Source organism: Streptomyces sp. NBC_00358 (assembly GCF_036099295.1).
GTDB lineage: Bacteria > Actinomycetota > Actinomycetes > Streptomycetales > Streptomycetaceae > Streptomyces.
Map to the genome: position 1 here is coordinate 7,532,838 of NZ_CP107976.1, position 14,521 is coordinate 7,547,358.

A 14,521-nucleotide genomic window follows, 5' to 3' on the forward strand; every position below is an offset into this window, starting at 1 on the left:
ACCCGGGCTGTTTGCGCCGTACGCCGGAAGGAGACAACAGAGGTACGGGTCTTTGCAGTTCAGCGACCCGTCGCGGGGATACACCAAGCCTGGAAGGCTGTTGGACTCATGGCACTCGCGCAGCCCGAACGGGGCGGGCTGCTGTCCCAGCGGACGGCACCCCATCGCGGATCGCTCGCCACCACCGCCTGCATGGAGACCTTGCAGGTCGGCTATCTGCACGCCGTCGCCGCGGCCGCCGGCTGCTCGCTGTCCCAGCCGTTTCCCGACAACGGCATCGACTGGCACGTCAGCCACAGCGCCCCCGGGCACACGGTCGACGACGAAGTCACCATCAAGGTGCAGCTCAAGTGCACGTACCAGATCCCGCCGAACCCTCCGGGGCCCGCCTTCTCCTTCACGCTCGACAACGAGCACCTGGCGAAGCTCGCGCGCACCCCGGTCTCGGTCCACAAGATCCTGGTCGTGATGCTCGTGCCCAGATCCCAGGACGACTGGCTGCGCGCCAGCCACGACCGGCTCGACCTGCGGCACTGCTGCTACTGGATCAACCTCGCCGGACACGCCGTCACGGGCCGGCGCCGGACCACCGTCCGCATCCCGACGGCGCGGATCTTCGACGACCGGGCCCTCTGCGAGATCATGACGAGGGTCGGGACGGGAGGCAGGCCATGACACACCGCCCCATCGACGAGGTACTCAGGCCGGTCAGGCCGCACCCCGCCGAAGCGCTCTGGAACGATCCGCCCACGCCCGACCGGGTCGACCCCGCCGTCTTCGGCGCGCTGCTGCGCCGACACGGCTGGCAGCGCCGCGGGGGAGCGGCCGGACGGTACGGCCGATGGACCCCACCGGGGCCCGGGGGCGGCGGCACCAGCCTGCTGGTGCCGGAGAACCGGGCCTTCCCCGACAGCGACGACCTCCTCGGCGAGGCTCTCGTCGCGCTCGCCCGCAGCGGTTCACCGTCCGCCCGCGACGTGCTCGTCGCGCTCGCCGTGCCCAGCGACGAGATCCGCTGGTGGCGGGACGTGCCGACCGGGCCCGTGGGCGCCGCGCCCTGGACCGTCGAGGAGCAGCTGCGCGGCGCCGCCCGTCAGATGCTGCTCGCCGGCGCGCTCGCCACCCGCGCGCGGGCCGGCTACTACGGCGCCCGCCACCGCAGGTCCGCCGCCGCCTCCCTGGAGAACGTCCTGGTCGGCGCGGAACCGGGCGGCCGCGGCCTCACCGCCTTCGTGCCCGTCACCACCGGCCGGCCGCTCGCCGTACGGCTGCACGAGGCGCTGTGCGCCGCCCGCGAGGCCATCGACTACCAGCGGGCCACCGGCGGCATGGAGGCCTTCGACGCCGCCGTCGAGGCGGGCGCCAGCCATGAACTGATGGAAGCCCTGGTGGCCCTCGTCCGGGGCACCGAGGGCGCCCGGATCACCGTCGAGTGGTCCCCTGCCGCAGGCGTCCCCGAGGGCGGCGCGAACCCCGCGGAGCCCGTCGAGTTCTCGCCCGGCGACCTGGCCGTGCTGCGCGCTGCCGGGGTCCGCTATCTGCGCGAGGAGCCGTCCGTGCCCGTGCGGATCACCGGCGCCGTGGTGCGGATGCGCCGGTCGGGCCCGCGCGGGGAGGGCACCGTACGGCTGCGGGTGATCGCGGGCGCCGAGGTCCCGCACGTCCGGATGACCCTCGACGAGGAGGCGTACCGGATCGCGGGCCAGGCCCATCTGGTCGGGCTGCCGGTGCGGGTGCACGGGCGGCTGGAGAGCCGCGGCGGCTTCCGCAGGCTCACGGACGCCTCCGGGGTCGTGCCGGTACAGGTCGACGAGGCGGAGCGGGACCGGCTGATGAAGTCGCTCCAGGAGAATCTGGACTTCTTCGAGGAGGCGTGCAGCGAGGACTGAGGCGCGCGTCCGGGGAGGACCGGGGCGCACTGTCCACAACCGTTTCGCGGAGGGCACCCCGGGCTCGGTAGGATTCGGGGCATTGCCATGCCATGTCGTATGTGGTGTGGCGTCGCCTTCAGTCAGGAGAGTCCGGTGTCAGACGTCCGTGTGATCATCCAACGCGATTCCGAGCGGGAAGAGCGCGTGGTGACGACGGGCACTACGGCCGCCGACCTCTTCACCGGCGAGCGCACCATCGTCGCGGCCCGCGTGGCCGGCGAGCTGAGGGACCTCGCGTACGAGGTGCAGGACGGCGAGGAGGTCGAGCCCGTCGAGATCTCCTCCGAGGACGGTCTGAACATCCTGCGCCACTCCACCGCGCACGTGATGGCCCAGGCCGTGCAGGAGCTCTTCCCCGACGCCAAGCTGGGCATCGGCCCGCCGGTCAAGGACGGCTTCTACTACGACTTCGACGTCGAGAAGCCCTTCACGCCCGAGGACCTCAAGGCCGTCGAGAAGAAGATGCAGGAGATCCAGAAGCGCGGGCAGCGCTTCTCGCGCCGCGTCGTCACCGACGAGGACGCCCGCGAGGAGCTGGCGGCCGAGCCGTACAAGCTGGAGCTCATCGGCATCAAGGGCTCCGCGTCCACGGACGACGGGGCGAACGTCGAGGTGGGCGGCGGCGAGCTGACCATCTACGACAACCTCGACGCCAAGACCGGCGAGCTGTGCTGGAAGGACCTCTGCCGCGGTCCCCACCTGCCCACCACCCGCAACATCCCGGCGTTCAAGCTCATGCGCAACGCCGCCGCGTACTGGCGCGGCAGCGAGAAGAACCCCATGCTCCAGCGCATCTACGGCACCGCCTGGCCCTCCAAGGAGGAGCTGAAGGCGCACCTGGACTTCCTCGCCGAGGCCGAGAAGCGCGACCACCGCAAGCTGGGCAACGAGCTGGACCTGTTCTCCATCCCGGAGCAGATCGGCTCCGGCCTCGCCGTCTTCCACCCCAAGGGCGGCGTCATCCGCCGGGTCATGGAGGACTACTCGCGCCGCCGGCACGAGGAGGAGGGCTACGAGTTCGTCTACACCCCGCACGCCACCAAGGGGAAGCTCTTCGAGACCTCGGGCCACCTGGACTGGTACGCCGACGGCATGTACCCGCCCATGCAGCTCGACGAGGGCGTGGACTACTACCTCAAGCCCATGAACTGCCCGATGCACAACCTGATCTTCGACGCCCGCGGCCGCTCGTACCGTGAACTGCCGCTGCGCCTCTTCGAGTTCGGCACCGTGTACCGGTACGAGAAGTCGGGCGTCGTGCACGGTCTGACCCGTGCCCGGGGCTTCACGCAGGACGACGCGCACATCTACTGCACCAAGGAGCAGATGGCGGAGGAGCTCGACAAGACGCTCACCTTCGTCCTGAACCTGCTCCGCGACTACGGCCTCACCGACTTCTACCTGGAGCTGTCCACCAAGGACCCGGAGAAGTTCGTCGGCTCGGACGAGGTCTGGGAAGAGGCCACCGAGACGCTGCGCCAGGTCGCCGAGAAGCAGGGCCTCCCGCTGGTCCCGGACCCGGGCGGCGCCGCCTTCTACGGCCCGAAGATCTCCGTGCAGACCAAGGACGCCATCGGCCGCACCTGGCAGATGTCGACCGTGCAGCTCGACTTCAACCTGCCCGAGCGCTTCGACCTGGAGTACACCGGCCCCGACGGCTCCAAGCAGCGCCCGGTCATGATCCACCGCGCGCTCTTCGGCTCCATCGAGCGGTTCTTCGCCGTGCTCCTGGAGCACTACGCGGGCGCGTTCCCGGCGTGGCTGGCGCCCGTCCAGGCGATCGGCATCCCGATCGGCGACGCGCATGTGGAGTACCTCCAGAAGTTCGCCGTCGAGGCCCGCAAGAAGGGCCTGCGCGTCGAGGTCGACGCGTCCTCGGACCGGATGCAGAAGAAGATCCGCAACGCGCAGAAGCAGAAGGTGCCCTTCATGGTCATCGCGGGCGACGAGGACATGACGGCCGGCGCCGTCTCCTTCCGCTACCGCGACGGCTCCCAGGAGAACGGCATCCCCCTCGACGAGGCCATCGCGAAGATCGCGAAGGTCGTCGAGGAGCGCGCGCAGGTCTGACCGGCAGGCCCTGCCTGCTCATGACACGAAGCCCCCGGGAAGCTCAGCGCCCCGGGGGCTTCTCGTCGCCCTCGCGCGAGAACACCTGCAGCAGCCACGAGGAGAACGACCCCGTCACCGCCCCGAGCAGTGCCAGACCGCACACCATCATGGCGACCGCGATCACGCGCCCCCTCGGCGTCACCGGCGTCACGTCCCCGTACCCCACCGTCGAGAGCGTGGAGGCGGCCCACCACAGCGAGTCGCCGAACGTGACGATCGTCGCGTGCGGCGCCTGGTACTCCGCCTGGTAGACGGCGAGGGAACCCGAGAACCCGAGCAGCAGGACCGCGATTCCCGCGTAGAACATCACCCGCGCGTACAGCGGGAGCCGTGGCTCTCCGCGGCGCCGCAGCACGGCGTCGTAGAGCTTGACGACCCGCAGGGGACGCAGGAGGGGCAGGACGAGCACCACGGTGTCCAGCAGATGACGGTGGACGAACCGGAGGCCCTGGCCGCTCAGCCGCCAGAGGACCAGGTAGTCGACGAGGAACGCCGCCCAGGTGACCGCGATCACCATGAGGCAGGCATCCCGGCCGACCCGGGGCAGACCGTGCGCCAGCACGTGGACCGCGTACGCGGCGAGGAACAGCAGTGACGCGACCCCGAGCGGTACCTCGGTGCGCTGCTCCCAGCGGGTCATCGGGCTGTCGTGGTCCATGGCCCCAGCTTGGCCGCAGGCGGCTTTGCGCGGCACCCGCCGACACGCCGCGAACGGGCGAAGCAATATGCTGCAACACATGACGAGTGAGCCGGAGCAGCAGATCGGAGTGGGAACGCAGGACGCGTTCCAGCGCCTTTGGACGCCCCACCGGATGGCTTACATCCAGGGCGAGAACAAGCCGACCGGCCCGGGGGCCGACGACGGTTGTCCCTTCTGCTCGATTCCGGCCAAGTCCGACGAGGACGGGCTGATCGTGAGGCGCGGGGAGCAGGTGTACGCGGTGCTCAACCTGTACCCGTACAACGGCGGGCACCTGATGGTCGTGCCCTACCGGCACGTCGCCGACTACACGGACCTCACCGGGCCGGAGACCGCCGAACTCGGCGAGCTGACCAAGCAGGCCATGACCGCCCTGCGCACCGCCTCCGGCGCCCACGGCTTCAACATCGGCATGAACCAGGGCACGGTCGCGGGCGCCGGCATCGCCGCCCATCTGCACCAGCACATCGTGCCCCGCTGGGGCGGCGACACCAACTTCATGCCGGTCGTCGGCCACACCAAGGTGCTGCCCCAACTCCTCGCGGACACCCGCAAGATGCTGGCGGAGGCCTGGCCCACCGCGTAGTCCGGTCCGGGGCGCCCCCGCCGCGGGGCCGCCCCGTCCGCCGCGCGGCTACGCGTCGTACAGGTCGGCCTTGCGCGGCGAGGCGTCCTGCACCGACGTGCTGAGGAAGGCCGAGCGGTTGCCGAACTTCTCCGTGTCGACGCCGTTCTCGGCGAGGACCTTGATCGCCGCCGCGTGCACCACGCGAAGCACGGGGGTCGCGGCCCGCAGCGCGTCGTCCGCCATGAAACGGTGCCGCCACGGCTGATCCGCCCAGGCGTGCCGCAGCCCGAACGGCTCGGGCAGCGCGAGGCTGCCGCCGAGCCAGTTCAGCAGCGGCGGATACCAGGTGAGGGGCGCCCGCGCGGCGAGCCGCACGACCTCGTCCGCGGTGACCAGCGGCAGGCTCACCTTGCGGGTCTCCCAGAACCTGACGGCCTTCGCGACCTCCTTGGTCGGGGCCTCCGGCTTGCTGGTGAACAGCGGGTTCACCGGACCCAGCGCGTGCCCGGTCACCTCGATGCGCAGCGTCTGGTGCAGCACCGTCACCGTGATCATCATCGTGATGATCAACTGGCCGTCCCAGAGCGTCCACTGGACCCCGAGGTAGTGCCGGTCGCCGCTGCCGAACTGCTGCTTGTTGCAGATGTCCTGGACGGCGTGCGTCTTGATCGTGTAGGCGTCCACGTCCGTGCCGCCGGGCCGGGACACCGCCTTCGCGTTCTCGCCGATCGGTGTCACGATCCAGTGCTTTATCGAAGGCGCCGGAAAACCACCGGTGTTGAGCGGACCGCGCTCCAGCATGCGCAACTGGTCGTGGATGTTGCGGATGACGTCCCAGCTTCGGAACGGGTGGATCTCCTTGCCCGCGTCGCGGGCCACCAGGTCCTCGGCGAGCTGCCAGCTTCCCCAGCGGGTGCCCATGCCGAGTATGCCCTTGGGGCCCGCGTAGAAGACCGAGTTGGACTGCTGCTCCGCGGTGAGCCGGGCGAGCGCCTGGCGCAGCCGCTCCGCCGCCGTCTCACCGGGGCTGCCGGGGACCGCCTCGGGAATCTTGGCGCCGATGCCGCCGCCCGACAGCAGGTTGTCCCAGCGGGCCCGCAGATCCTTGGCGGTGCGCTCGCAGATCTGCTTCGCCCACAGCCAGCCGACGACCGGGAGGACCACCGCGGCGCGCGCGTACAAGGCCCAGAAGCCCGTGAACGGCATACGGATGAGGAAGAGCACGGCCAGTGCGCCGACGGCGACCAGGAGGGTGGTGCCGAGCGCGGAGGCGCGCTTGTCCTCGCGCTTGGCGATCTGCGTACGGATCTGGAAGACCAGCAGCCACACGATCAGTCCGGGCAGGAACAGCAGCCCGCAGGGCACCATGACGGCCGACAGCCAGTTGTCGCGGTCCCGGCGGATGTTGGTCGCCGCGAGACAGTGCTCCACGACGACCTGCGGCTCGGTGCCGAAGGACTGGATAAGGGGGGCGCGGCCCGCGCCCAGCATGCGGGCCGTGACGGCCCCCGAGAAGGCCTCGCCGAGATTCGGTGCCAACAGCTTGATCCGCCCGGCCTTGACCGTGGACTGGTGCCATTCGTTGTCGGCCTTGAGGATCTCCTCGACCGGACTGTCGCGGTACGCCGCCGAGGCCAGGGCGAAGGTCGCCGCCGTCTGCCCCGCGGAGCCCGTGAGCGGCACTTGCGCCCCGGGAGTGAAATCGAAACCGTCGAACGCCACTTCCGCCCCCATCGCCGCCGCACCCGCTCCTGCGGCTTTCCCGACTTCGGTGTCCCGCACACCTGTTGATCAGGTCTTCGTCTTGATCAGGTTCTCAGCGTATCGGGCGTGGCCGACATTCGTCGGCGGACGGCGGAAGCCGCCCACCGACGAGCGAAGTCGCCCGGGAAGTCCCCGACCGTCAGGCGCCGGGGTCCTGTTCGCGGAGCCGTTCGGCGATCTGCTGCGGCATCGGCTCGTGCCGGGCGTAGCGCCGGTCGAACCGTGCGGTGCCGTGCGAGATGGACCGCAGATCGACGGCGTACCGCCCGATCTCGATCTCCGGCACCTCGGCCCGTACGAGCGTGCGCCCGACGCCCGTCTGCTCGGTGCCGACGACCCGACCGCGCCGTCCCGACAGGTCGCTCATCACCGGGCCCACGTAGTCGTCGCCCACCAGGACGGTCACCTCGGCCACCGGCTCCAGAAGATGGATCTTCGCGTCGCGAGCCGCCTCCCGCAGCGCGAGCGCGCCCGCCGTCTGGAACGCGGCGTCGGAGGAGTCCACCGAGTGCGCCTTGCCGTCGAGGAGCGTGATCCGTACGTCGATGAGCGGATGGCCCGCGACCACGCCCTTGGCGGCCTGGGCCCGCACACCCTTCTCGACGGAGGGGATGAACTGCCGGGGCACGGCGCCGCCGACGACCTTGTCCACGAACTCGATGCCCGAGCCGCCGGGCAGCGGTTCGACCTCGATCTCGCAGATCGCGAACTGGCCGTGCCCGCCGGACTGCTTCACATGGCGACCGCGCCCGGCGGACGGCCCGGCGAACGTCTCCCGCAGCGAGACCTTGTGCGGGACCACGTCGACCTGCACGCCGTACCGGTTGCGCAGCCGTTCCAGGGCGACGTCCGCGTGCGCCTCGCCCAGGCACCACAGGACGACCTGATGGGTGTTCGGGTTCTGCTCCAGACGCATCGTGGGGTCCTCGGCCACCAGCCGGCCGAGCCCCTGGGAGAGCTTGTCCTCGTCCGCCTTGCTGTGCGCCTCGATGGCGAGCGGCAGCAGCGGGTCGGGCATCTGCCACGGCTCCATGAGCAGCGGGTCGTCCTTGGCCGAGAGGGTGTCCCCCGTCTCGGCGCGGTTCAGCTTCGCCACCGAGGCGAGGTCGCCGGCGATGCAGTGCGTGAGGGAGCGCTGCTGCTTGCCGAACGGCCCGGACAGGGCGCCGATCCGCTCGTCGACGTCGTGGTCCTCGTGGCCGCGGTCGGTCAGTCCGTGTCCGGAGACGTGCACCGTCGCGTCGGGGCGCAGGGTTCCGGAGAAGACGCGGACCAGGGAGACCCGGCCCACATACGGGTCGGAGGCGGTCTTCACGACCTCCGCGACCAGCGGGCCGTCCGGGTCGCAGGCGCTCACCTCGCGCGCTGCGCCCGCCGGTGTGGTCACGGTCGGCGCGGGGCGCTCCAACGGCGTGGGGAAGCCGCCCGTGATCAGTTCGAGGAGCTCCACGGTGCCGAGTCCCTGCCGGGCCCCCTCGGCGGCCGGGGCGGCGGCCAGCACCGGGAAGAAGCTTCCGCGGGCGACGGCCCGTTCCAGGTCCTGCACGAGTGTCTTGAGGTCGATCTCCTCGCCGCCGAGATAGCGGTCCATGAGCGTCTCGTCCTCGCTCTCGGCGATGATCCCCTCGATCAGCCGGTTGCGGGCCGCCTCGATGAGCGGTTGCTGTTCCGGTCCGGGCTCCGCCTCCTTGCGCTCTCCCGACGAGTAGTCGAACAACTGCCGGGTGAGCAGTCCGATCAGGCCGGTCACGGGCGCGTGCCCGTCCGGCGCCTCGGCGCCGTGCAGCGGCAGATAGAGCGGCAGTACGGCGTCGGGGTCGTCCGCGCCGAACGCCTCCGCGCAGATCCGGGTCATCTCCTCGAAGTCCGACCGGGCCGATTCGAGGTGGGTGACCACGATGGCCCTCGGCATGCCGACGGCCGCGCACTCCTCCCAGAGCATCCGGGTCGAGCCGTCCACCCCGTCCGACGCCGAGACGACGAAGAGGGCCGCGTCCGCCGCTCGCAGACCGGCCCTCAACTCCCCGACGAAATCGGCGTACCCGGGGGTGTCCAGAATATTGATCTTGTATCCGTCCCAGTCGACGGGTACCAGGGAGAGCTGCACCGAGCGCTGCTGCCGGTGCTCGATCTCGTCGTAGTCGGAGACGGTGCCGCCGTCCTCCACGCGGCCCGCCCGGTTCACCGCTCCCGCCGTCAGGGCGAGAGCCTCCACCAAGGTCGTCTTGCCCGATCCGCTGTGGCCGACCAGCACCACATTCCGTACGGACGCGGGGTGGTCGGCCGCCGTAGCCCTGCCGGCGGCTCCGGGGTGTGCATTCGCCTTGTCGCCCATGGCCTTGCCTCCCGTGCACGGTGAGGTCTCTGTGGGCGCGGGACATGCCGAAGCCTCCCCCCGGACTCCGTCCCGGGGGCACCCCCAGCGGTGGCGGCTCCGGTGACGCCCCGCGGTGTCTTCGAGCTTTGCACTCGTGTCACGGTGCGTCCATACAGTGGACGCGATCGCGCCGTGACACCGACGGCATCGGGTCGTGACACGGGGTGCGGGTGCCCGACCATCGCACAAGCGCACGCGTGGCTACGATGGGCCAGCCGACGGCCAGCAGGGGCCGTGCGGCGACACCGACCCTCGGGAAGGCCATGCTGAACAAGTACGCGCGTGCATTCTTTACGCGTGTCCTCACACCGTTCGCCGCGTTTCTCATCCGCCGGGGGGTAAGCCCCGACACGGTCACCCTCCTGGGCACGGCCGGAGTGATGGCGGGCGCGCTGGTCTTCTACCCCCGGGGAGAGTTCTTCTGGGGAACGATCGTCATCACGCTCTTCGTGTTCTCCGACCTGGTCGACGGGAACATGGCGCGCCAGCTCGGCCGCTCCAGCCGCTGGGGTGCCTTCCTGGACTCCACGCTCGACCGGGTCGCCGACGGCGCGATCTTCGGCGGCTTCGCGCTCTGGTACGCGGGCAACGGCGACGACAACGTGCTGTGCGCCGTCTCGATCTTCTGCCTCGCCAGCGGCCAGGTGGTGTCGTACACCAAGGCCCGTGGCGAGTCGATCGGCCTGCCGGTCGCGGTCAACGGTCTCGTGGAGCGTGCCGAGCGGCTGGTGATCTCGCTGGTCGCGGCGGGTCTCGCGGGCCTGCACACGTTCGGGGTGCCCGGCATCCAGGTGCTGCTGCCCATCGCGCTGTGGATCGTCGCCGTCGGCAGTCTCGTCACGCTGATCCAGCGCGTCGTCACCGTCCGCCGGGAGGCGGCCGAGGCGGACGCCGCGGCAGCGGCCCAGAGCAGTGAGGCCACCTCGTGACCAGCCTCCGTGACCGGCTGGTCGACGGTGCCTACGCCGCCGGCTGGAGCACCGTCAAGAAGCTCCCCGAGCCGGTCGCGGTGCGCCTCGGCCGGCTGATCGCCGATGTCGCCTGGAAGAAGCGCGGCAAGGGGGTGCGGCGGCTGGAGAGCAACTACGCGCGCGTGGTGCCCGACGCGACACCGCAGCGGCTCGCCGAGCTCTCCCGGGCCGGCATGCGCTCGTACCTGCGCTACTGGATGGAGTCGTTCCGGCTTCCCGCGTGGAGCGAGGAGCGGGTGCGGAACGGGTTCGAGATCGAGGACGTGCACCTCCTCACCGACGGGATCGCCTCCGACCGGGGCGTCATCCTGGCCCTTCCGCACATGGCGAACTGGGACCTCGCGGGCGCCTGGGTCACCACCGGACTGAGGACGCCGTTCACGACCGTCGCCGAGCGCCTCAGGCCCGAGTCGCTCTACGACCGTTTCGTCGCCTATCGCGAGGGCCTCGGCATGGAGGTCCTGCCGCACAGCGGCGGTGCCGCGTTCGCGACCCTGGCCAGGCGGCTGCGCGACGGCGGACTGATCTGCCTGGTCGCCGAACGGGACCTCTCCGCCTCGGGCGTCGAGGTCGAGTTCTTCGGCGAGGCGACCCGGATGCCCGCGGGACCGGCTCTGCTCGCCCAGCAGACCGGCGCGATCCTCCTGCCCGTGACGCTCTGGTACGACGACTCGCCCGTGATGCGGGGGCGGGTGCATCCGCCGGTCGAGGTCCCCGGGTCAGGTACCCGTGCCGAGAAGACGTCTGTCATGACACAGGCGTTGGCCGACGCCTTCGCCGACGGGATCGCCGACCACCCGGAGGACTGGCACATGTTGCAGCGTTTGTGGCTCAAGGACCTCGACGCCGGGAAGGCTCCCCGAGAGGGGTCCGGCACGCAGGATCCCGAGAAGAGGACCCCGTGAGGATCGGCATCGTCTGTCCGTACTCCTGGGACGTCCCGGGCGGCGTCCAGTTCCACATCCGCGACCTGGCCGAGCATCTGATCGGCCTGGGGCACGAGGTCTCCGTCCTCGCCCCCGCGGACGACGACACCCCGCTGCCGCCGTACGTCGTCTCGGCGGGCCGGGCCGTCCCGGTGCCGTACAACGGCTCGGTGGCGCGGCTGAACTTCGGCTTCCTGTCGGCCGCCCGGGTGCGGCGCTGGCTGCACGACGGCACCTTCGACGTGGTCCACATCCACGAGCCGTCCTCGCCGTCGCTGGGCCTGCTGACGTGCTGGGCCGCACAGGGCCCGATCGTCGCGACCTTCCACACCTCGAACCCGCGTTCCAGGGCGATGGTCGCCGCGTACTCGATCCTCCAGGCCGCCCTGGAGAAGATCAGCGCGCGGATCGCCGTGAGCGAGTACGCCCGGCGCACCCTCGTCGAGCACCTCGGCGGTGACGCGGTCGTCATCCCGAACGGTGTCGACGTCGACTTCTTCGCCCGCGCCAAGCCCAAGCCCGAGTGGCAGGGCGACACCATCGGCTTCATCGGCCGCATCGACGAGCCCCGCAAGGGCCTGCCGGTGCTCATGAAGGCCCTGCCGAAAATCCTGGCCGAGCGTCCGCAGACACGGCTGCTGGTCGCCGGACGCGGCGACGAGAAGGAGGCCGTGGAGTCGCTGCCCGCGGAGATGCGCTCGCGCGTGGAGTTCCTCGGCATGATCAGCGACGAGGACAAGGCCCGCTTCCTGCGCAGCATCGACCTGTACGTCGCGCCCAACACCGGCGGCGAGAGCTTCGGGATCATCCTGGTCGAGGCGATGTCCGCCGGAGCGCCGGTGCTGGCCGCGGACCTCGACGCGTTCGCCCAGGTCCTCGACCAGGGCGCTGCGGGCGAACTGTTCGCCAACGAGGACGCGGACGCCCTGGCCACCGCCGCGGTACGCCTGCTCGGCGACCCGGAGCGCAGGGCCGCACTGCGCGAGCGGGGGAGCGCCCACGTACGGCGCTTCGACTGGTCGACGGTCGGCGCGGACATCCTGTCCGTGTACGAGACGGTCACCGACGGCGCGGCCGCGGTGGCCACGGACGAACGCACCGGCCTCCGGGCCCGCTTCGGCCTGGCCCGCGACTGACCGGCCCCGCCCGGAACCGTCCGACCCGGCTCCCGGCGCGGGGCACGCCGGTCGTGCCCCGCACCGGACTCCCGGACGGGGAGGGCCCGTTCGTCCCGCGGGTCCCGGGACGCGACAGAACCCGCGCACGGCTCCCGCACCCGGTGGCCGGTCCGCCTCGCGGACGGGCACCGACCGGGCCCCGGAGGCCGGCTGCGCTCCGTGCTCCGTGCGCGGGTGCGCGGGTGGGTGTGCGCCCCTTCCCCGGTGGGACGCCGGCGGCCCACCGGGCCGACCCGGCGCGGCCCGGCCCCGCGCTCCCGGCCGGCAGGGGCGGTCGTCCGGGACGGGGCTCGGGGCACCCGCTGAACGCAACTTCCCGTGTCCGCCGGGAAGCGGGGGCGGTTCATGTTGCGCACGGGGCCGGAGGGGCCCACGCGCCCACACGGGTAGCCTTGCCGCCCGTGACCGCAACCCTCATCTGGATCCTCGTCGGCCTCGTCGCGATCGGCCTCTACCTGAGCTGGACCGCCGGGCGTCTCGACCGGCTGCACGCCCGTATCGACGCCGCCCGCGCCGCCCTCGACGCGCAGCTCCTGCGCCGGGCCTCCGTGACCCAGGAGCTGGCCACCTCCGGGGTGCTCGACCCGGCCGCCTCGATCGTGCTCTACGAAGCGGCGCACGCGGCCCGGCAGGCCGAGGAGGAGCAGCGCGAGGTGGCCGAGAGCGAGCTGAGCCAGGCCCTGCGGGCGGTGTTCGGGGAGACCCAGCAGGTCGAGGCGGTACGCCAGGTGCCCGGCGGCGAGGAGGCGGCCGGCGAGCTGGCCCAGGCCGTGCGCCGGGTGCCGATGGCGCGGCGCTTCCACAACGACGCCGTACGCGCCGCCCGCGCCCTGCGCCGCCACCGCAAGGTCCGCTGGTTCCGCCTCGCGGGCCACGCCCCGTTCCCGATGGCCTTCGAGATGGACGACGAGCCCCCGACGGCCCTGGCGGACCGCCCGACCACCTGAGGCACGGGGAGAGAGCGGACGAAAACGATCCACCGCCTCCCCATTGGCCCTTGCAGTGGACTGGTCACCTCGCGTTTCCTCGGAGCTGAACGAATCCACTTTCACCGAGTGAGGTCAACCCGTGTCCAGCACGCTCTCCAACTCCGCCCAGCCCGCTGAGAACACCGCGATCGGCACCGCCCGCGTCAAGCGCGGCATGGCCGAGCAGCTCAAGGGCGGCGTGATCATGGACGTGGTCAACGCCGAGCAGGCGAAGATCGCCGAGGACGCCGGTGCCGTGGCCGTCATGGCCCTGGAGCGGGTCCCCGCCGACATCCGCAAGGACGGCGGCGTCGCCCGGATGTCGGACCCGAACATGATCGAGGAGATCATCGAGGCGGTCTCCATCCCGGTGATGGCCAAGTCCCGCATCGGCCACTTCGTCGAGGCCCAGGTCCTGCAGTCCCTCGGCGTCGACTACATCGACGAGTCCGAGGTCCTGACCCCGGCCGACGAGGTCAACCACTCCGACAAGTGGGCGTTCACCACCCCCTTCGTCTGCGGCGCCACCAACCTGGGCGAGGCCCTGCGCCGCATCGCCGAGGGCGCGGCCATGATCCGCTCCAAGGGCGAGGCCGGCACCGGCAACGTCGTCGAGGCCGTCCGCCACCTGCGCCAGATCAAGAACGAGATCGCCAGGCTGCGCGGCTTCGACAACAACGAGCTGTACGCCGCCGCCAAGGAGCTGCGCGCCCCGTACGAGATCGTCAAGGAGGTCGCCGAGCTCGGCAAGCTCCCGGTCGTGCTGTTCTCCGCCGGTGGTGTCGCCACCCCCGCCGACGCCGCGCTCATGCGCCAGCTCGGTGCCGAGGGCGTCTTCGTCGGCTCCGGCATCTTCAAGTCCGGCGACCCGGCCAAGCGCGCCGCCGCCATCGTGAAGGCCACCACCTTCTACGACGACCCCAAGATCATCGCGGACGCGTCCCGGAACCTCGGCGAGGCCATGGTCGGCATCAACTGCGACACCCTCCCCGAGACCGAGCGCTACGCCAACCGCGGCTGGTAGTC

Annotated in this window: 12 protein-coding genes; 9 read left to right on the top strand and 3 right to left on the bottom strand. The window is 71.2% G+C overall.

Features of this window, described 5'->3' with window-relative positions:
• The first annotated feature begins 108 nt into the window (after window positions 1-108).
• The 3 genes from OHT01_RS32230 to thrS all read left to right on the top strand — a co-directional run bounded on the left by OHT01_RS32230 (window position 109) and on the right by thrS (window position 4,001).
• A complete protein-coding gene (locus tag OHT01_RS32230) occupies window positions 109-675 on the top strand; it encodes a DUF4365 domain-containing protein (RefSeq protein WP_328556614.1) in 567 nt (188 codons plus the stop codon).
• Window positions 672-1,889 (top strand): hypothetical protein, encoded by a 1,218-nt coding sequence (locus OHT01_RS32235; protein WP_328556615.1) that lies wholly within the window; start codon window positions 672-674, stop codon window positions 1,887-1,889. The genes OHT01_RS32230 and OHT01_RS32235 overlap by 4 nt, the downstream gene beginning before the upstream one ends.
• Before the next feature lie 135 nt (window positions 1,890-2,024).
• Window positions 2,025-4,001 (top strand): threonine--tRNA ligase, encoded by a 1,977-nt coding sequence (thrS, locus tag OHT01_RS32240; RefSeq protein WP_328556616.1) that lies wholly within the window; start codon window positions 2,025-2,027, stop codon window positions 3,999-4,001.
• A 43-nt stretch (window positions 4,002-4,044) separates the two neighbouring features.
• Here thrS and OHT01_RS32245 read toward each other — a convergent pair whose 3' ends face one another.
• Window positions 4,045-4,701: a potassium channel family protein gene (locus OHT01_RS32245; protein ID WP_328556617.1), complete on the bottom strand. Its 657-nt coding sequence runs from the start codon at window positions 4,699-4,701 to the stop codon at window positions 4,045-4,047.
• A gap of 67 nt (window positions 4,702-4,768) precedes the next feature.
• On the opposite strand from OHT01_RS32245, the gene OHT01_RS32250 reads away from it, so the two are divergent.
• The gene (locus OHT01_RS32250; protein ID WP_328556618.1) at window positions 4,769-5,329 is read left to right on the top strand and encodes an HIT family protein; all 561 of its coding nucleotides are present in this window, start codon (window positions 4,769-4,771) and stop codon (window positions 5,327-5,329) included.
• A 48-nt stretch (window positions 5,330-5,377) separates the two neighbouring features.
• On the opposite strand, the gene OHT01_RS32255 is transcribed toward OHT01_RS32250, so the two are convergent.
• Window positions 5,378-7,045, bottom strand: a complete 1,668-nt coding sequence (locus tag OHT01_RS32255) for a hypothetical protein (protein WP_328556619.1) — start codon at window positions 7,043-7,045, stop codon at window positions 5,378-5,380.
• A 169-nt stretch (window positions 7,046-7,214) separates the two neighbouring features.
• Complete coding sequence (locus OHT01_RS32260; RefSeq protein WP_328556620.1) at window positions 7,215-9,410, bottom strand: elongation factor G-like protein EF-G2; 2,196 nt, start codon at window positions 9,408-9,410, stop codon at window positions 7,215-7,217.
• A gap of 248 nt (window positions 9,411-9,658) precedes the next feature.
• Here OHT01_RS32260 and pgsA point away from each other — a divergent pair, with 248 nt between their 5' ends.
• The 5 genes from pgsA to pdxS all read left to right on the top strand — a co-directional run bounded on the left by pgsA (window position 9,659) and on the right by pdxS (window position 14,519).
• Window positions 9,659-10,381 carry a phosphatidylinositol phosphate synthase gene (gene pgsA / locus OHT01_RS32265; protein WP_328558347.1) on the top strand — a complete coding sequence of 241 codons (723 nt, stop codon included), beginning with the start codon at window positions 9,659-9,661 and terminating at the stop codon, window positions 10,379-10,381.
• Window positions 10,378-11,328 carry a phosphatidylinositol mannoside acyltransferase gene (locus OHT01_RS32270; protein ID WP_328556621.1) on the top strand — a complete coding sequence of 317 codons (951 nt, stop codon included), beginning with the start codon at window positions 10,378-10,380 and terminating at the stop codon, window positions 11,326-11,328. Before pgsA ends, OHT01_RS32270 begins: the two co-directional genes overlap by 4 nt.
• Entirely contained in the window at window positions 11,325-12,485 is a 1,161-nt protein-coding gene (locus OHT01_RS32275) for a glycosyltransferase family 4 protein (RefSeq protein ID WP_328556622.1), read from the top strand. Before OHT01_RS32270 ends, OHT01_RS32275 begins: the two co-directional genes overlap by 4 nt.
• A 443-nt stretch (window positions 12,486-12,928) precedes the next feature.
• Entirely contained in the window at window positions 12,929-13,474 is a 546-nt protein-coding gene (locus OHT01_RS32280; protein WP_328556623.1) for a hypothetical protein, read from the top strand.
• A gap of 121 nt (window positions 13,475-13,595) precedes the next feature.
• Window positions 13,596-14,519: a pyridoxal 5'-phosphate synthase lyase subunit PdxS gene (gene pdxS / locus OHT01_RS32285; protein WP_328556624.1), complete on the top strand. Its 924-nt coding sequence runs from the start codon at window positions 13,596-13,598 to the stop codon at window positions 14,517-14,519.
• The last annotated feature ends 2 nt before the right edge of the window (window positions 14,520-14,521 follow it).

What these genes read in the sequence shown, in the direction of transcription:
- OHT01_RS32230 (WP_328556614.1), top strand. Translation starts at nt 109, where the DNA reads ATGGCACTCGCGCAGCCCGAACGGGGCGGGCTGCTGTCCCAGCGGACG.
- OHT01_RS32235 (WP_328556615.1), top strand. Translation starts at nt 672, where the DNA reads ATGACACACCGCCCCATCGACGAGGTACTCAGGCCGGTCAGGCCGCAC.
- OHT01_RS32245 (WP_328556617.1), bottom strand. Translation starts at nt 4,701, where the DNA reads ATGGACCACGACAGCCCGATGACCCGCTGGGAGCAGCGCACCGAGGTA.
- OHT01_RS32250 (WP_328556618.1), top strand. Translation starts at nt 4,769, where the DNA reads ATGCTGCAACACATGACGAGTGAGCCGGAGCAGCAGATCGGAGTGGGA.
- OHT01_RS32255 (WP_328556619.1), bottom strand. Translation starts at nt 7,045, where the DNA reads ATGGGGGCGGAAGTGGCGTTCGACGGTTTCGATTTCACTCCCGGGGCG.
- OHT01_RS32260 (WP_328556620.1), bottom strand. Translation starts at nt 9,410, where the DNA reads ATGGGCGACAAGGCGAATGCACACCCCGGAGCCGCCGGCAGGGCTACG.
- pgsA (WP_328558347.1), top strand. Translation starts at nt 9,659, where the DNA reads ATGGGCCAGCCGACGGCCAGCAGGGGCCGTGCGGCGACACCGACCCTC.